Source organism: Skermanella pratensis (genome assembly GCF_008843145.1).
In the GTDB taxonomy this organism is placed as follows: Bacteria; Pseudomonadota; Alphaproteobacteria; order Azospirillales; family Azospirillaceae; genus Skermanella; species Skermanella pratensis.
Map to the genome: position 1 here is coordinate 4,541,745 of NZ_CP030265.1, position 15,947 is coordinate 4,557,691.

At 67.3% G+C, this 15,947-nt stretch carries 19 protein-coding genes; 16 read left to right on the plus strand and 3 right to left on the minus strand.

The window, feature by feature from the left end:
* The first annotated feature begins 556 nt into the window (after window positions 1-556).
* The 11 genes from DPR14_RS29165 (at window position 557) to DPR14_RS20905 (ending at window position 9,258) form a co-directional block, all read left to right on the plus strand.
* A complete protein-coding gene (locus DPR14_RS29165; RefSeq protein ID WP_425501046.1) occupies window positions 557-760 on the plus strand; it encodes a DUF4160 domain-containing protein in 204 nt (67 codons plus the stop codon).
* Window positions 753-947, plus strand: a complete 195-nt coding sequence (locus tag DPR14_RS28390) for a DUF2442 domain-containing protein (RefSeq protein WP_246148409.1) — start codon at window positions 753-755, stop codon at window positions 945-947. Before DPR14_RS29165 ends, DPR14_RS28390 begins: the two co-directional genes overlap by 8 nt.
* A gap of 12 nt (window positions 948-959) precedes the next feature.
* Window positions 960-1,166: a DUF2442 domain-containing protein gene (locus DPR14_RS28395; RefSeq protein ID WP_246149392.1), complete on the plus strand. Its 207-nt coding sequence runs from the start codon at window positions 960-962 to the stop codon at window positions 1,164-1,166.
* Window positions 1,163-1,408 carry a hypothetical protein gene (locus tag DPR14_RS20870; RefSeq protein ID WP_158046851.1) on the plus strand — a complete coding sequence of 82 codons (246 nt, stop codon included), beginning with the start codon at window positions 1,163-1,165 and terminating at the stop codon, window positions 1,406-1,408. The genes DPR14_RS28395 and DPR14_RS20870 overlap by 4 nt, the downstream gene beginning before the upstream one ends.
* A gap of 190 nt (window positions 1,409-1,598) precedes the next feature.
* Window positions 1,599-2,459 (plus strand): flagellin, encoded by an 861-nt coding sequence (locus DPR14_RS20875; RefSeq protein ID WP_158046852.1) that lies wholly within the window; start codon window positions 1,599-1,601, stop codon window positions 2,457-2,459.
* Between the two features lie 83 nt (window positions 2,460-2,542).
* Window positions 2,543-3,763, plus strand: coding sequence for a ribulose-bisphosphate carboxylase large subunit family protein (locus DPR14_RS20880; protein ID WP_246148412.1), 1,221 nt, complete (start codon window positions 2,543-2,545; stop codon window positions 3,761-3,763).
* A 388-nt stretch (window positions 3,764-4,151) separates the two neighbouring features.
* Window positions 4,152-5,561, plus strand: a complete 1,410-nt coding sequence (locus DPR14_RS20885) for a four-carbon acid sugar kinase family protein (RefSeq protein ID WP_246148415.1) — start codon at window positions 4,152-4,154, stop codon at window positions 5,559-5,561.
* A 57-nt stretch (window positions 5,562-5,618) separates the two neighbouring features.
* Window positions 5,619-6,419: a phosphogluconate dehydrogenase C-terminal domain-containing protein gene (locus DPR14_RS20890; protein WP_158046854.1), complete on the plus strand. Its 801-nt coding sequence runs from the start codon at window positions 5,619-5,621 to the stop codon at window positions 6,417-6,419.
* Window positions 6,420-6,455: 36 nt separating this feature from the next.
* Entirely contained in the window at window positions 6,456-7,427 is a 972-nt protein-coding gene (locus DPR14_RS20895; protein WP_158046855.1) for a TRAP transporter substrate-binding protein, read from the plus strand.
* A 34-nt stretch (window positions 7,428-7,461) separates the two neighbouring features.
* On the plus strand, window positions 7,462-7,968 hold the full coding sequence (locus DPR14_RS20900; protein ID WP_158046856.1) for a TRAP transporter small permease: 507 nt from the start codon (window positions 7,462-7,464) through the stop codon (window positions 7,966-7,968).
* Between the two features lie 15 nt (window positions 7,969-7,983).
* Window positions 7,984-9,258 (plus strand): TRAP transporter large permease, encoded by a 1,275-nt coding sequence (locus DPR14_RS20905; protein ID WP_158046857.1) that lies wholly within the window; start codon window positions 7,984-7,986, stop codon window positions 9,256-9,258.
* 39 nt (window positions 9,259-9,297) lie between these two features.
* Here the strand turns inward: DPR14_RS20905 and DPR14_RS20910 are convergent, their stop codons facing one another.
* Entirely contained in the window at window positions 9,298-9,915 is a 618-nt protein-coding gene (locus DPR14_RS20910; RefSeq protein ID WP_158046858.1) for a TetR/AcrR family transcriptional regulator, read from the minus strand.
* Window positions 9,916-10,016: 101 nt separating this feature from the next.
* On the opposite strand from DPR14_RS20910, the gene DPR14_RS20915 reads away from it, so the two are divergent.
* Window positions 10,017-10,757 carry an SDR family oxidoreductase gene (locus DPR14_RS20915; protein ID WP_158046859.1) on the plus strand — a complete coding sequence of 247 codons (741 nt, stop codon included), beginning with the start codon at window positions 10,017-10,019 and terminating at the stop codon, window positions 10,755-10,757.
* A 14-nt stretch (window positions 10,758-10,771) separates the two neighbouring features.
* On the opposite strand, the gene DPR14_RS20920 is transcribed toward DPR14_RS20915, so the two are convergent.
* Window positions 10,772-11,488, minus strand: a complete 717-nt coding sequence (locus DPR14_RS20920; RefSeq protein ID WP_158046860.1) for a VIT1/CCC1 transporter family protein — start codon at window positions 11,486-11,488, stop codon at window positions 10,772-10,774.
* Window positions 11,489-11,735: 247 nt separating this feature from the next.
* Between DPR14_RS20920 and DPR14_RS20925 the strand changes: the two genes are divergently transcribed.
* Together DPR14_RS20925 and DPR14_RS20930 are read left to right on the plus strand one after the other, a co-directional pair.
* A complete protein-coding gene (locus tag DPR14_RS20925) occupies window positions 11,736-12,593 on the plus strand; it encodes a DUF2279 domain-containing protein (protein ID WP_158046862.1) in 858 nt (285 codons plus the stop codon).
* A 39-nt stretch (window positions 12,594-12,632) separates the two neighbouring features.
* Window positions 12,633-13,790 (plus strand): epoxide hydrolase family protein, encoded by a 1,158-nt coding sequence (locus DPR14_RS20930; protein WP_158046863.1) that lies wholly within the window; start codon window positions 12,633-12,635, stop codon window positions 13,788-13,790.
* 25 nt (window positions 13,791-13,815) lie between these two features.
* Here the strand turns inward: DPR14_RS20930 and DPR14_RS20935 are convergent, their stop codons facing one another.
* A complete protein-coding gene (locus tag DPR14_RS20935; RefSeq protein ID WP_246148418.1) occupies window positions 13,816-14,337 on the minus strand; it encodes a 2'-5' RNA ligase family protein in 522 nt (173 codons plus the stop codon).
* Between the two features lie 239 nt (window positions 14,338-14,576).
* On the opposite strand from DPR14_RS20935, the gene DPR14_RS20940 reads away from it, so the two are divergent.
* Complete coding sequence (locus DPR14_RS20940) at window positions 14,577-14,810, plus strand: hypothetical protein (RefSeq protein ID WP_158046864.1); 234 nt, start codon at window positions 14,577-14,579, stop codon at window positions 14,808-14,810.
* Between the two features lie 428 nt (window positions 14,811-15,238).
* Window positions 15,239-15,943 carry a class I SAM-dependent methyltransferase gene (locus DPR14_RS20945; protein WP_158046865.1) on the plus strand — a complete coding sequence of 235 codons (705 nt, stop codon included), beginning with the start codon at window positions 15,239-15,241 and terminating at the stop codon, window positions 15,941-15,943.
* Window positions 15,944-15,947 lie beyond the last annotated feature (4 nt).

The following is a 15,947-nucleotide window of genomic DNA, read 5'->3' on the forward strand; positions in this document are numbered from 1 at the left end:
GCCGGGAGTTCGAGATCCTTCATCAGATCAGTCGGTTTCATCAGCCGTTGAAAATGCCGGATTCAGTGAAATCCCTCCAGGCATCTCCAAGTCCTGGGTTCTCCTCGAATGCTGAAACGAACAAAGGCGTGAAGAGTTCTTCAAGCGGGAATGATCGTTCGGGAATGCCGCACTCGGCCCTGGTGCGCAAAGACGGCAGGCTCGACGGAACGGGATCGGTTATCCTGTGCGACCTTCCGAGAATACAACCGTTACCCCGCTGTTCCGCTTGGCTGCGTAATGAAGCGTGATCCGTGGCGGCATGCCGCGTCGAGCCAACACCTTCCAGGTTACCGATGCATGCGCAACAAGGTGGCAGAGAACGCAACTCATGCTAGTACTTCATGGGAGCGCTGCTTATCAGAAGGCCTAATGGCATGGCGTCGTTCTCTCAAACAGGCATGGCTCCACCCTGGGAATGGGCTCGTTGGCCGATGAACACTTGTCTGGAAAACCCAACCAAGATGGGTTATTGTTGACGGTAACGGTCCATAGGGCGTTTGGGTTTCGCTTCGTGATGTTCACCAACGATCATTCTCCAGCCCATGTCCATGTCGTCGGTCATGGAGGCGAAGCGAAGATCACTTTGGCGGAGCCATTCCGCGCGAAAGTCGATTGGTCCATAGGGATCAGCCAAGCCGATCTCCGTCGGATCATGGCGGAGATAGAGCGTAAGCGGCCACTTTTGATCGAGGCATGGGAGACGAGATGTGATGGATGATCTTTCCTTCCAGATCGCGGATGCGGAACGGCGCGGCACCGAACTGCTGATGACTGAACCGCGGGCCAAATCCGCGCGCTTCGACGTCTCCACCGGACGGATCATCGTGGATCTTGTCAATGGGTGCAGTTTCGCCTTTCCACCGGAACTGGCCCAAGGGCTTCAGGACGCCACCGCCGAACAGTAGGCCGAAGTGGAGGTGCTGGGACGAGGCATCGGATTACATTGGGAGAGCCTTGATGCCGATCTCAGCGTCCCCGGCCTGCTGGCGGGGTTGTTCGGCACCAAGGCCTTCATGGACAAGCAGCGCGCCGCACGTGCCGGTGCGGCGACTTCGCCGGCCAAAGCTGTAGCAGCGCGGCTGAACGGCCGGAAGGGTGGCCGTCCTCCGAAAAGCTGCTGGTGATCTGGGGCGTGCTGCTGCCGCTGATCACCCTGCCCTCCACGGCGGCCGGACTGTACGGGATCATCCCGCTGCTGAAGATTTCGCTTTGGCACATGGACGCGCGGATCGGGCCGGTGACCGTGGCCTATGAGACCATCGTCGTCGGGGCGCTGGTCCTGGTCGGCGTCGGGCTGTCGTGCTGCGTCCTGCCGCCACGGGAGCGCCGTCGGACGCAGCGTCGCGGACTGGAGAGAGTTGAATAAAATTCAGTAAATACGTATCCGGATAGGAAAAATATGCCGCGTGTCATGTCCTTAACGGAATAATTTGCCCACTGATTCCTGTCGATCCGCGTGGAATGGCGGGGCTTCACCTGTTTTCGGTTCGGAAACTACTTGGCATATCGCTTGCTTCAGTCCGCATTATGGAACCGGATGCGCTGGATTGGTCGGTATGCTGTCTCTGAATACGAACGCCACGGTGACGCTTCTTCTGAATAACCGCAGCCGGCTCGACGCGGATTCGAAGGCCAGCCAGAAGGCGATCGCGACCGGCCTGGGCGTGGCCGACGTCTATGACGACGGGGCGACCAAGGCGGTCGCGATGCGCATCCAGTCCCAGATCGTCGCCACCGCCGCCGTGTCCGAACGGCTTTCCATGGCGCAGGGCCTCGTCACCGTCGCCCGCGTGGCGAGCGAACGGCTGCTGGACCAGATGGGACAGTTGAAGGAGGTCATCGTCAAGGCGGCCGACACGGCGACCAGCGAGACCGAGCGGGCCAGCTATGACCAGGAATACCGGCAGATCCTCGGCGACGCGAAGGCGATCCTGGCCGATGCGTCCTACAGGGACGTGAACATCCTGATCGACCTGACGCTCGATAACGGGACGTCGATCCCGTTCAACACGACGCCGGGGGTCGTCAATTCGCAGGACGTAATCGTCTCGACCGACGGCGACACTACCCGGATACAGGCGTTCCGGCTGGACATGAACTGGAGCAGGCTGAACCAGGAGAGCATCGGGTCGCCCGAATCGGCGCAACAGGCCCTGGCCGTCTGGGAGGAGCAGTGGACGGTGTTCGCATCGGCCGCGAACAAGCTGGGGGCCACCCAGAAATCCCTGGAGAACCGCCAAGCCTCCCTGATGAACCAGTCCAACGCCCATGCCGCCGGCCTGGGGGCGATGGTCGATGCCGACTTGGCGAAGGAGAGCGCGCGGCAGCAGGCGACCGACCTGAAGATTCAGCTGTCCAACCAGGCGCTATCGATCGCGAACCAAGCTCCCCAGATCCTGCTCCGCCTGTTCCAGTGAAAGGGCCTTGCGGTGTTCCCGCATACTGGTATGATGAGTATATAAGAAAGCACGAACACGGACCTGGGGAGGTCGGACGCCTCATGGCAATGCCAGCGCAGCGCATCACCGCGACGTATCGCATAGAGACAGCCTACCCGCTGGACGAAGCGGTCGAGACCATGGCGGGGGAGCAGTCCACCGGCACCTTCGTGCGGCTTCCGGGCGAGACCGACGAGATGCGGGAGCTGTACGGCGCGCATGTGGAGCGGCTGACCGAGCTGGAGACGGTCGGGGTGCCGTCGCTTCCGGGGGCGGGCGTTCCCAAAGGGTTGGCCCAGGGACCGGGGGGCAAGCCGGTCTGGCGGCGGGCGGAGGTGGTGCTGTCCTGGTCGCTGGACAATTTCGGCGCCTCGCTGCCCAACCTGGTGGCGACGGTCGCGGGAAACCTGTTCGAGCTGCGGCCGTTCAGCGGGCTGCGGCTGCTGGACATCGGGCTGCCGGAGGCGTTCGCGGAGAAGTATCCGGGGCCGAAGTTCGGGGTCGCGGGGACGCGGCGGCTGGCCGGCGTGGAAGGCCGGCCGCTGATCGGGACGATCGTCAAGCCAAGCGTCGGCATGGGGCCGGAGGCGACGGCCGACTTGGTCCGCGTGCTGTGCGACGCCGGGATCGACTTCATCAAGGACGACGAGCTTCAGGCCGACGGACCGCACTGCCCGTTCGAGGCTCGGGCGCGCGCGGTGATGCGGGTGATCGACGCCTGCGCGGAACGGACCGGCCGGAAGGTGATGTTCGCCTTCAACATCACCGGCGACCTGGACGAGATGCGGCGGCGGCACGACCTGGTGATGGAGCTGGGCGGCACCTGCGTGATGGCGAGCCTCAATTCGGTGGGCGTCGTCGGCATGGTGGAGCTGGGGCGGTTCAGTCAGCTTCCGATCCACGCCCACCGCAACGGCTGGGGCTACCTGTCGCGGGCGCCGGAGCTGGGCTGGTCCTATGTCGCCTGGCAGAAGATCTGGCGGCTGGCCGGCGCCGACCACATGCATGTGAACGGGCTCCAGAACAAGTTCTGCGAGCCCGACGAGAGCGTGATCGCCTCGGCCCGGGCGTGCCTGACGCCGATGTTCGAAAGCAAGCCCTGCACGGTGATGCCGGTGTTCTCGTCCGGCCAGTCGGCCCGGCAGGCGGCGGGCACCTATGCGGCGCTGGGTTCGGCCGACCTGATCTTCGCGGCGGGCGGCGGCATCATGGGGCATCCGGACGGGCCGGCCGCGGGCGTCGGCGCCCTGCGCGACGCCTGGGACGCGGCGCTGGCGTCATGATGACGGGTGCTGGCGGGGTCCGGGGGTTGCCCGGCACGTTTTTTGTCTTCTCAATCAGAGGAGGCTTTTCTGGTAGAGCCTTCCTCTTTTTATCGTCATGACCGGGCTTGACCCGGTCATCGCTTGCAGACTCCATCAGCGCCGCCATGCGGGGAGATGCCCGGATCAAGTCCGGGCATGACGAAAAATGAAGATGAAGTCGCTCGGAGAGCCCCTTTCAGTTGATCAGCAATCATCGTGCCGGTCAGCCGTGAACGTGATCCGGGTATCTCCCGGCACGGCGGCGTCGATGACGCCCGCAAAAGATGACCGGATCAAGTCCGGTCATGACGATGAGAAAGTGCGAGCTCTTCCGGGGAAGCCTCTCCCGGTTGACGGGGCCACAACCTTGCCTGATCACCGGTGTTCCGGCCGAGGGCTGCCCGAGGGGCTGCTGCTGAGCTTCTACGGCGACGACTATACCGGGTCGTCGGCGGTGATGGAGGTGATGAGCTTCGCCGGACTGCCGACCGTGCTGTTCCTGGGCGTGCCGACGCCGGAGCGGCTGGCGCGGTTCGCGGGGTGCCGGGGGATCGGTTTCGCCGGGGTGGCGCGGTCGCAGGGGTTGGGCTGGATGGACCGGCACCTGCCGGCGGTGTTCCGGACGCTGGCCGGGCTGCGGGCGCCGGTGGCGCATTACAAGGTGTGCTCGACCTTCGATTCCGCACCCCATGTCGGCTCGATCGGGCGGGCGGCGGAGCTGGCGGTGCCGCTGCTGGGGGGCGCGTGGCACCCGCTGGTGGTCGGAGCGCCGGAGATCGCGCGGTACCAGGCGTTCGGCAACCTGTTCGCGGTGGCGGCGGACGGCGGGCGCTACCGGCTCGACCGGCATCCGGGCATGTCTCGGCATCCCGTGACCCCCATGGACGAGGCGGACGTGAGGGTTCATCTGGGCCGGCAGACCGCCATGCCGGTCGGGCTGGTGGACTGCGTTTCCATGAAGCGCGGCGAGGCCGACGCCGCCCTGGCGCGCGAGGTCGCGCGGGGTGCCGCGATCGTGGCGCTGGACGTGATCGACGCCGAGACCCTGGCGGAGGCCGGGCGGCTGGTCTGGGAGCGGGGCGGCGGCCGGAACGGGGAGCGGGTCTTCGCGATCGGCTCGCAGGGGCTGGAATACGCGCTGGTGGCGTGGTGGCGGAAGGCCGGATTGATCCCGGAGGCTTCGGAGATCCCGCCGGCGCGGGCCGGGGCGGCGGAGCGGATCGCCTGCGTTTCCGGCTCCTGCTCGGCGGTGACGGCGGGGCAGATCGCGGCGGCGCTGGAGGACGGGTTCGAGGGCATACGGGTCAATGCGGCGCTGGCGGTGGACGGTGCCGCGTGGGAGCGCGAGCTGGGCCGGGCGGCGGAGGCCGCGCTGGCGGCGCTGGGCGCCGGGCGGGACCCGCTGGTGTTCTCCGCGCTGGGGCCGGACGACCCGGCCGTCGCTTCGATGCGGACGGCGGTGGAGACAAGCGACGTGCCGGTGGAGGCCGTGAACGACAGGATCGGCGCCGGGCTGGGGCGGCTGCTGGACCGGGTGATGCGGACGGCGGGGCTGAAGCGCGGGGTGATCGCCGGGGGCGACACCTCCGGCCATGCGGCCATGACGCTGGGGGTCTTCGCCCTGACGGCGCTGGCTCCGGTGGCGCCGGGGGCTCCGCTGTGCCGGGCCCATTCCGACGACCCGGCCCATGCCGGGCTGGAGATCGCCCTGAAGGGCGGGCAGATGGGCAAGCCGGACTATTTCCGGGCCGCGAAGCGCGGCTCCGGTGAGGCATAGGAACGATGGGAGGAGACGGGAGATGACCAAGATCGCGCTGCTGGGAGCCGGGGCAAGATGGGGGTCCGGCTGGCCACCAACCTGCACGGTTCGGAGTTCCAGGTGGACCATGTGGAGATTTCCGACGAGGGGCGGCAGCGCCTGAAGGACGCGATCGGCGCCGCCTGCGTGGACCAGGACCGGGCGCTGGGGGAAGCCGACGTGGTGCTGATGGCGGTGCCCGACCGGCTGATCGGCAAGATCGCCCACGGGTTCATCGGAAAAGTGAGGCCGGGGACGGCCATCATCATGCTGGACGCGGCGGCTCCCCATGCCGGCGAGCTGCCGGTGCGGGACGACGTGACGTACTTCGTGACGCATCCGTGCCACCCGCCGATCTTCAACGACGAGGTCGAGCCGGCGGCGAAGAACGACTTCTTCGGCGGCATCGCGGCCAAGCAGCACATCGTCTGCGCCCTGATGCAGGGGCCGGAGGAGCATTACGCCCTGTGCGAGCGGATCGCCCGGATGATCTACAAGCCGGTGATGCGGTCGCACCGGGTGACGGTGGAACAGCTCGCGATCCTGGAGCCCGCACTGTCGGAGACGGTCGGCGCCACCCTGTCGCTCGCCATGCGCGACGCGGTGGACGAGGCGGAGCGCCGGGGCGTCCCGCGCGAGGCCGCGGTGGACTTCATGCTGGGGCACCTGAACATCGAGCTGGCGATCGCCTTCGGGATCTTTCCGCAGGGGCGGTTCTCGGACGGCGCGCTGCATGCGATCGAGCAGGCCAAGCCGGTGATCTTCAAGGAGGGCTGGCTGGAGCGGGTGTTCGACAAGGACGCGGTGCTGCGGTCGGTCAAGGACATCTGCAAGTAAAACCAAGAAGAACGCAATAGAGGGAGGAACGGGATCATGAAGGGCGCGATATCGCTGTTCTCGGGCTTGGCGCTGCTGGCGGCGCTGGGCGGCCAGGCCATGGCTGCCGATCATGTCATCAAGGCGGGGCACGGCACCCAGACCACCCACCCGACGCACCTGGCGCTGGTCAAGTTCGCCGAGCTGGCGGACCGGAAGACCGGCGGCGCGGTCAAGGTGGAGATCTACCCGGACCGCCAGCTCGGCGAGGAGCGGGAGATGGTCGAAGGGCTTCAGCTCGGCTCGGTCGACATGGCGGTGGTCTCCACCGGGCCGCTGCTGGCCTTCGTGCCGCAGATCGGCGTGATCGACCTGCCCTTCGTCTTCAAGGATTCGGCGCACGCCTACAAGGTGCTGGACGGCGAGGTCGGCCAGACCCTGCTGAAGAAGATGGAGGCCAAGGGCATCGTCGGCCTCGCCTGGTGGGAGAACGGCTGGCGTCACCTGACCACCAAGAAGCCGATCGCCCAGCCCGCCGACATGAAGGGCATGAAGCTGCGCACCATGCAGAACCCGGTGCATATCGCGGCTTTCAAGGAGATCGGCGCGTCGCCCATCCCGATGGCCTGGGGAGAGGTCTTCACCAGCCTTGGACAGGGCGTGATCGACGCCCAGGAGAACCCGATCACGATCATCTATTCCAACTCGCTGTGGGAGGTCCAGAAATACGTGACCCTGACCGGCCACGTGTACGGGCCGCACGCCGTCATGCTCAGCGAGGCCAAGTGGAGCACCCTGCCCGCCGACATCCAGGCCAAGCTGCGCGAGGCGGTGACCGAGGCGACCGCGTACCAGCGCGAGCAGTCGCACCGGCTGGAAGCCGAGCAGCTGGTCAAGCTGCAGGAGAAGGGCATGGTGATCGAGACGGTGGACACCACGCCGTTCCGCACCGCCACGGCCGGGATCGCCGAGACCTCGAAGAACATCGATCCCGCGATGCTGGCGGCGATCCGCTCGGCCGGGGAGTGACCGGCTTTCCGGTGCCGTGAAGGAGGGCGCGCGGATGCTCGTCATGAAGCTGTGGTACGGGATCGAGCAGGCGGTGAAGGCCCTGCTGATCGGGCTGGTGACCGTGATGGTCGCGACCAGCCTGGCCCAGGTGTTCTGGCGCTATGTCTTCAACGACCCGCTGACCTGGTCGGAGGAGCTGGCCCGCTACCTATTCGTCTGGATCGCGTATCTGTCGGCCTGGCTGACCTGGCGGCACCGCGCGCACATCGCGCTCGACGCCGTCACGTATCTGCGCTCGCCGCTGCTGGAGCGGTGGTCGGCGCGGCTGGTGGAGGTGCTGGTGCTGGGCTTCTGCGCCTACACCTTCTACGCCAACTTCCGGCTGCTGGGGCTGACGGTGGACCAGCCGTCGGCCGTGCTGGAGATCCCGATGGTCTGGGTCTACGCCGCCTACAACGTCATGACCTTCATGATCTGCGGCGACATCCTGGTGAACTGGCTGATGGGCGCCCTGGCCGCCCGGTCGGTCCGCGTCGCGGCCCCGGGCCGGCTGGCCTGAGGAGGCATTCCGTCCATGGCGACCATCCTTCTGGTGAGCTTCTTCGCGCTTCTGCTGGTCAACGTGCCGGTCTCGTTCAGCCTCGCCATCGCCTCGACCGCGGCGATCCTGTTCGGCGGGATGCCGTCGGGCGTGATCGTGCAGAAGATGACGGCGGCGATCGACAGCTTCGTGCTGCTGGCGGTGCCGTTCTTCCTGCTGTCGGGCCACCTGATGGCGCGCAGCGGCATCGCCCGCGACATCATCGAGTTCGCGGACTCGGTGGTGGGGTGGCTGCGCGGCGGGCTGGCCCAGGCCAACATCGCCGCCGGCACGCTGATGGGCGGCATGACCGGATCGGCGGTGGCGGAAGCCGCCTCGACCGGCGGCGCGCTGATCCCGCCGATGCTGGAGCGCGGCTACGACCGGCCGTTCACCGCGGCGGTGACGGCCAGCGCCTCTACCCTGTCGGTGGTGATCCCGCCGTCGATCCCGATGATCATCTTCGGCGTGGTGACCGGCGTGTCGGTGTCGGACCTGTTCATCGGCGGGATCGTGCCGGGCATCCTGATGGCGCTGGCCCTGATGGTCACGTCGTGGGTGCTGGCGGTCCGGCGCGGCTATCAGAAGGGTCCGGTGCCGTCGCTCGGCAGCATCGCGAAGGCGACGCGGGCCAGCGTCTGGGGGCTGCTGATGCCGCTGGTGATCATCGGCAGCATCCGGTACGGCATCGCGACGCCGACCGAGGCCTCGGTGGTGGCCGTGGTCTACGGCTTGGCGGTGGGCATGCTGGTGTACCGCACGATCTCGGTGAAGGACCTGCCGAAGATCGTGCTGGAGTCGATGGTGACGACCGGCATGGTGATGCTGATGATCGCCACCGCCTCGCTGTACGGCCTGATCGTGACCCGGGAGCAGCTGCCGCAGGCGGCGGCGGAGTTGATCCTGGGGCTGACGACCGATCCCTATCTGGTGCTGATCCTGTTCCTGGGGGTCTATCTGCTGGCCGGCATGCTGCTGGACCTGGGCGCCAACATCATCATCCTGGTGCCGGTGCTGTGGCCGGTGACCCAGAAGCTGGGGATCGACCCGGTGCAGTTCGGCATCGTGACGGTGATCGGCCTGGCGATCGGGCTGGTGACCCCGCCGGTGGGGGCGAGCCTGTTCGTCACCTGCGGCATCGCGAAGGCCAACCTGATCGAAGGCAGCCGCGCGGCGGCGCCCTTCGTCCTGGCGCTGATCGCGGTGGTTCTGCTGATCATCTTCGTGCCGGGAATCGCGACCTGGCTGCCCTACAGCGCGAAGGGCTGAGGGGGTTTTCGGGTTTTGCCGCAGATGACGGCGATGGGCTCAGATGTTCGGCTTGTGCGCGGCCAGCCCGTCCCAGGCGGCCAGGGCGCAGCGGGCGGTGGCGGCCAGGGACTCGCGGGGGGCGCCGTCGCGGGCGCGGATCGACATGCCCTGCTGGACCGTGACGTAGAAATCCGCCGCCGCCGCGCAGTCGAAGCCGGGCGGCAGTTCGCCCTCGGTGACGGCGCGCTCCAGGCGGGCGCGGAGAAGGGCGATGCCGGCGGCGCGGTCCTGGCGCAGGTCCCGGCACAGGTCGGGGCCGGTGCCGGTGGCGTTGACGGCGCTCAGCACGACCATGCAGCCGGGCGGCTTGCCCGGCTCGCTGAAGGCGTCGGCGGTCGCCGTCAGGAACCCCTCGACCGCCGCGCGCGCCGTGGGCGCCGCGTCCAGGCCGCCCCAGATTCCCAGCCCCTCCGTCGAGCCGTACAGGCGGAGCGCTTCCCGGAACAGCCCCTCCTTGCTGCCGAACGCCGCGTAGAGGCTGGGCGCCGCGATCCCCATGGCGGCGGTCAGGTCGGCCATGGACGCCGAGTCATAGCCTTTCGCCCAGAAGACCTCCATCGCCCGCCGCAGCGCGCGGGCACGGTCGAAACTCCGCGGGCGTCCTCTTTCCGGCATTCGCATTCCTTTCTGTAACGACCGGTAAATAATTTACTTGACGGGCCGGATCAAGCCGCGCATCAATTATGTAACGATCACTATAGAAAGAGGAACGGACCATGACCCGTCTGGCAGGAAAAGTGGCCCTGGTGACCGGCGGCAGCCGGGGGATCGGAGCCTCGATCGCGCGCCGGCTGGCGGCGGAGGGTGCCGACGTGGCGCTGACCTACGCCCGGTCGCCCGACAAGGCGCGGGAGACCGTGGCGGCGATCGAGACGCTGGGCCGCAGGGCGCTGGCGGTCGAGGCCGACAATGCCGATGCCGCCGCCGTCACGGCCGCGGTGGAAGCGACGGTGGAGGCGTTCGGCCGGATCGACATCCTGGTCAACAATGCCGGCATCGCCCGCATGGGGCATGTGGACGAGCTGACGCTCCAGGACTTCGACGACACCATGGCGGTGAACGTCCGCGCCGCCTTCGTCGCGTCCAAGGCCGCGGCCGCCCGGATGGTGGACGGCGGGCGGATCGTCTCGATCGGAAGCTGCCTGGCGGACCGCGTGCCGGGGCCGGGCTTCAGCGTCTATTCCATGAGCAAGGCGGCGCTGGTCGGCATGACCAAGGGGCTGGCCCGCGACCTGGGACCGCGCGGCATCACGGTCAACGTCGTGCATCCGGGTCCTACCGACACCGACATGAACCCGGCGTCGGGACCGATGGCCGACGGCCAGCGCAGCATGATGGCGGTCCCGCGGTTCGGCAATCCGGACGACCTCGCCGCGATGGTCGCGTGGCTGGCCGGGCCGGAGGCGCGCGGCATCACCGGCGCCGGGTTCGCCGTGGACGGCGGCACCAACGCGTAGACGCAGGGGGTCGGTCACGCCGTGAAGGTCTCCACGGCGGCGCCGGCGGCGAAGGCCAGGGCCGCCGCGGCCATGCCGATCGCCAGCGTCTCCAGCCCGGACCGCCACCATGCCGACAGCGACCACAGGCTCTTGACCGACCCGATGGCGAAGAACACGGCGGCGGTCGAGCCGGTAGACAGGGAGACCGGCGCCGGCAGGCCGACGACGAAGGGCAGCAGCGGGACGAACCCGCAGATCAGGAAGGCCAGGAAGGTGCTGCCCGCCGCCTTGATCGGCGAGCGCAGGGTCGCGGGCAGGCCGTATTCCTCCGCCAGCATGGTGTCGATCCAGCGGCCGCGGTCGGCGGTGATGACCTGGACCGCGTGCTCCAGGCCGCGGCCCTGGAAGCCCTTGGCCCGGAAGATCTCCCTGACCTCCTCGAGCTCGCCTTCCGGGACCAGGTCGATGTGCCGCTCCTCCACCGCGCGGAGCCGATCCTTGTCGTCCCGCTCCGTCTTGGTGCCGCTGTAGTTGCTGGCGGCCATGGAGAAGCCGTCCGCCAGCAGGTTCGCGGCGCCGAGGATCAGGACGGTCCGGGTCGACAGGCCGGCTCCGACCACGCCCGCCACCACGGCGAAGGTCGTCACGGCGCCGTCGATGCCGCCATAGACCCAGTCGCGCAGGTAGCTCTGCTCCGGGCGGACGGCGAGACGCCGCCGGATCGCCTCGGGGTCATGGTCATGTTCCATCGGGTCCTGTTCCTCGCATTCTCGGTCGCATCGTCGATGGCCCCCGGTTTCCCGGCTCCGGTTGCCGGAAGTCATGCATCGAATCCGTCAAGGCGCGCCTTGATGAAGATCACGATGGGTCGATGATTCACACCCACAAGGAATAAGCCATCCGGCCTGGGGCGGAATTGCTTTACCGTGGGATGGATTCTCTGGTTTATATGATCTCCAAAGCAATAATATTGCTTTCCCGAACGAAAGATCATTGATGAGACGTTATTGGCGCTCAGTCCTGTGTGCCGGGTTGCTGAGCCTGACGAGTACCGGGGCGGCGGCGCAGACCGAAGGCGGCGCGGACTGGCTGGTGTCGGACTGGTCGAAGGAGGACAAGGCGCTGGCCCTCAACCTGGGCATCGGCGCGGCGATCCTCGGGTGGGGCTTCGCCAACTGGGATTACGGCACCGGCGGCCCCCGGTTCCAGGACGAGGGCTGGTTCGGCCGGGACACCGACGAGGGCGGAGCCGACAAGCTGGGCCACCTTTACACGACCTACCTGTTCAGCCACCTGTTCGCGGGCCAGTACGAGCGCTGGGACTTCGGAAAGGACGAGGCGATCGGCTGGGGCGCCCTGTCCGCCCTGGGGGTAACCGGCCTGATCGAGGTCGGGGACGCGTTCAGCGACCGCTACGGGTTCGCCTATCAGGACATGGTGTTCAATACGCTGGGGGCCGCGGCGGGCTATCTGCTCTGGTCCTATCCGGAGCTGTCGCGCAAGATCGACCTGCGCGTGGAGTACAACCCGTTCCTGGACGGCGATCACCAGTTCGACGTCACCACGGACTACGACCGCCTGGGCTACGTGATGGCGATCAAGGCCGATGGGTTCGACTTCATCGAGAACGAATACCTGAAGTACCTGGAACTGCATGTCGGGTTCCGGGCCCGGAACTACGCCGACTACAGCGACCGGCCCGACATCGACCTGCGCAAGCAGTTCGTGTATGTCGGCATCGGCCTGAACCTGTCGAAGCTGCTCGATCCTTATCTGGACATTCCCGTTTTCAACTATTTCCAGATGCCCTACACCTATCTCCCCGCGACCGCCCGGATTTCCGGCCCGCCGTGACGGCGCCGGGAAAACGATAAGAACAAAGGGAGGAAAGCCATGCCGGCGACACCGGAACCATTCCGGCTCCATGTGCCCGACGACGCGATCGAGGATCTGCGCGACCGCCTGCGCCTCACCCGCTTTCCCGACCGGGCGCCCGGCGAGTCCTGGGCCTTCGGGACCGACGTGGACTGGATGCGCGGCTTCGCGGAGTACTGGCGGGACGGCTTCGACTGGCGGGCGCAGGAGGCGCTGCTCAACGGGTTTCCCCAATACAAGGTGCCGCTGCACGGGATCGACCTGCATTTCCTGCATGTACCGGGAAAGACCGCCGGCGCGATGCCGCTGCTGCTGTCGCACGGCTGGCCCGGATCGGTGTTCGAGTTCCTCGACCTGATCCCGCGCCTGACCGACCCCGCGGCCTTCGGCGGCGATCCGGCCGACGCCTTCACGGTGGTGGCGCCGTCCCTGCCCGGCTTCGGGCTGTCGTTCGCGCCCGGGCAAAAGCGCTTCGGCGCCGAGGAGATCGCCGACTGCTTCGCCGAGCTGATGACCGGGGTGCTGGGATACGACCGGTTCGGCGCTCAGGGCGGCGACTGGGGGTCCTTCATTTCGTCCCGAATCGGCTATACGCACCGGGACCATGTAGCGGGCATCCACCTGAACCTGCTTCCCCTGCGGCGCGACCCGGCGATGGTGGAGTCGCCGACCCCGGAGGAGCGGCGCTATCTGGAGGAGCTGAAGGTCTTCATGAAGGAGGAGACGGGCTACCAGTGGATCCAGGGGACCCGGCCGCAGACCCTGGCCTTCGGCCTGACCGACAGCCCGACGGGCCTGGCCGCTTGGATCGTCGAGAAGTTCCGGGCCTGGTCGGACTGCGGCGGCGACGTGCTGTCGGTGATCGACCGCGACCGCCTGCTCGCCAATATCGGCCTGTACTGGTTCACCGGGGCGATCGGGTCGTCCTTCTGGCCCTATTACGCCCGCATGCACGGCCCCTGGCCGATCCCGGAAGGCGGCACGGTGGACGTGCCGACCGGCTATTGCCAGTTCCCGACCGAGATCCTGCGCCCGCCGCGCTCGATGGCGGCACGCACCTTCACCGACATCCGGCGCTGGAGCGTGATGGAGCGCGGCGGCCACTTCGCGGCGCTGGAGCAGCCCGACGCGCTGGCCGGGGAAATCCGCGCCTTCTTCCGGCCGCTGCGCCGATGAGCGGGCTTACGGCGGCTGGATGCGCTCAGCCCTCGAAGGGGAACTCGCCCAGTCGCTGCCACGGTCCCCCGAGATAGCGCCACAGCAGAAGGCTCTCGCCCACCACCTCGAACGGGGAGAAGCCGGCTTCGAGCCGTTCCAGCAGGGCGCGCGCCTCGGCCGGATCGGCCTTGTTCTGGATCGTGACATGGGGCCGGAACGGCTGCCGGTCCTGCGGGGTCAGGCAGCCGGCCCAGCGGGCCGCCAGCGCCGCGCGGAGCTCCGCCAGGCCGGGGGCGTCGAAGGCGTAGGCGACGCCTTTCCCCAGGAAGCGCAGCCCCGTCGCCCGAAGCGGCGGGCGGGCGCGCCCGGCCAGCACGTCCCGGAGCGCGGCGGCGATGCCGGCCGGATCCTCTCCGGGCAGGTGGTGGAACAGCGTGAGGTGCGCCGGCAGGAAGTTCCGTTCCGCCGGGAAATGCGCCCGGCGCAGGGCATCCAGGCGGCTGAACGACCCGGCGTCCATCCCCAGCGTCAGGATCAGGGGAGCCGGCCCGCCCCGCACCGTCACGATCCCTTCCCCTGCGGAGCGGCTGCGGCGAGTCGTCCCATGAATTCACCCAAGGCAATACCATGGAGGGCAGTGCCCAGTCCTTTGGCAAGATAACAGGATATATCAATTTGCTTAGATTTGGGGTCGCTATGCTCTGACATGCCGCCATCATTCTTTCGGAAGGCTGGAGATATTAACCGCTCGTCAATTCATTCCTTATAAATTGAAGCTATCGCAAGACAAAGAGCCCGAAAGCCATGCACTCCTCCGCTTCCCAGTCATCCTCGTCCACTCCCTTTTCCGCCGCCTTCCCCGTCGAGCAGCTCCATGCCGAATACGCGGCTGCCCGCGATCAGGTGCTGCGGCAGACCAACTCGACCCATGTGAGCGAGTGCCTGGACGCCATCCGCCCCCTGTGGGCCGCGTACCAGGCGAAGCTTGCGGCGCTCGCTTCCGTCGAGGAGCCCGTCCTGGTCCGGCTGTCCGCCTGACAGGCGATATGGGCCGTTTCCTGCCGAAGGCCAGGAAACGGCCCATATCGCACCGGTTCGCGCGGGGATGCATGGGTCAAGCCCACGCATGACGAAGATTGCCGTTGATCGGGGCGCCTGAAGCAGGTCGGCCTCGGCCGAAGGACGACGCAGACAGCGTGGCCGGAACGTTGATGCGGGATGCCGGACTTCGCCCTGCCGCCTCCCTCCCCCGCCGCACGCCGCGTTTTTTTTGCATTCATATGCAACTGTTAAGCATACTAAGGTATGCAGTATAACGGCATCATTGATCTGCCCAAGGTGCTGTTTCCGTTCCTCAAGGTGTCTTCTTGCTCTCGCCTCTTTGTCCCTGCTGCCGGAATTCTGGGTATCCGATTGGTCAGATCGATCTTGGTGAAAGTTGCAACGACGCATTCGAAGGCCGTCGGATGTTTCCCGACACGGGTACGATGGTCCGATACTCGGTCTGCATTGCGTGCGACCATATCTGGACCGCCTGCCTGGATCATTGGACTTCGTCGGATTTTCAGCGCCACATTTACAATGATGACTACATACTTGCCGATCCGCCCTTCACCTACGACCGCCCGGCGCGCAACGCGGCGCTGATCGACCGGATCGTCGGTCCCATGAAGGAAACGATCGGCCTCCTGGATTGGGGCGGCGGCAACGGCCTGATGGTGCGGCTGCTGGCCGAGCGGGGGTTCCGGCGCGCGGCCTCCTGCGACCCGTTCTACGGCGGCGGCCGGCCGGCGCCGGGACGGAGCTTCGACCTGGTGACCTGCTTCGAGGTGGTCGAGCATGTCCCCGACCAGCGGGCGCTGTTCGCCGAGCTTGCCCGCCTGGTCGCCCCGCGCGGAGCCCTGCTGCTGAGCACCCTGGTCCAGCCGGACGACATCCGCGAGGTCGGGCTGGACTGGTGGTACGCCAGGCCCCGCAACGGCCATGTCCGCCTGCACAGCGCGGCCAGCCTGGAGCACTGCCTGGCTGTCGCCGGGATGGAGCTGGTGTCGCTGTCGGCCGAACTGCACGTCGCGTTCCGGACCGCGGAGTCGCCCCTGGTCCGGGCGCTGCTGGCGGCTAACGTCCACGAGCCCTCGCTGCCGAACCTCGATTCCCGCACGGCCGGCTGAGCCG

Bases quoted from the DNA above. Each gene is read 5' to 3' on its own strand.
- DPR14_RS29165 (WP_425501046.1), top strand. From the start codon at position 557: ATGTTCACCAACGATCATTCTCCAGCCCATGTCCATGTCGTCGGTCAT.
- DPR14_RS28390 (WP_246148409.1), top strand. From the start codon at position 753: ATGGATGATCTTTCCTTCCAGATCGCGGATGCGGAACGGCGCGGCACC.
- DPR14_RS20875 (WP_158046852.1), top strand. From the start codon at position 1,599: ATGCTGTCTCTGAATACGAACGCCACGGTGACGCTTCTTCTGAATAAC.
- DPR14_RS20880 (WP_246148412.1), top strand. From the start codon at position 2,543: ATGGCAATGCCAGCGCAGCGCATCACCGCGACGTATCGCATAGAGACA.
- DPR14_RS20890 (WP_158046854.1), top strand. From the start codon at position 5,619: ATGGGGGTCCGGCTGGCCACCAACCTGCACGGTTCGGAGTTCCAGGTG.
- DPR14_RS20895 (WP_158046855.1), top strand. From the start codon at position 6,456: ATGAAGGGCGCGATATCGCTGTTCTCGGGCTTGGCGCTGCTGGCGGCG.
- DPR14_RS20900 (WP_158046856.1), top strand. From the start codon at position 7,462: ATGCTCGTCATGAAGCTGTGGTACGGGATCGAGCAGGCGGTGAAGGCC.
- DPR14_RS20905 (WP_158046857.1), top strand. From the start codon at position 7,984: ATGGCGACCATCCTTCTGGTGAGCTTCTTCGCGCTTCTGCTGGTCAAC.
- DPR14_RS20910 (WP_158046858.1), bottom strand. From the start codon at position 9,915: ATGCCGGAAAGAGGACGCCCGCGGAGTTTCGACCGTGCCCGCGCGCTG.
- DPR14_RS20915 (WP_158046859.1), top strand. From the start codon at position 10,017: ATGACCCGTCTGGCAGGAAAAGTGGCCCTGGTGACCGGCGGCAGCCGG.
- DPR14_RS20920 (WP_158046860.1), bottom strand. From the start codon at position 11,488: ATGGAACATGACCATGACCCCGAGGCGATCCGGCGGCGTCTCGCCGTC.
- DPR14_RS20925 (WP_158046862.1), top strand. From the start codon at position 11,736: ATGAGACGTTATTGGCGCTCAGTCCTGTGTGCCGGGTTGCTGAGCCTG.
- DPR14_RS20930 (WP_158046863.1), top strand. From the start codon at position 12,633: ATGCCGGCGACACCGGAACCATTCCGGCTCCATGTGCCCGACGACGCG.
- DPR14_RS20940 (WP_158046864.1), top strand. From the start codon at position 14,577: ATGCACTCCTCCGCTTCCCAGTCATCCTCGTCCACTCCCTTTTCCGCC.
- DPR14_RS20945 (WP_158046865.1), top strand. From the start codon at position 15,239: ATGTTTCCCGACACGGGTACGATGGTCCGATACTCGGTCTGCATTGCG.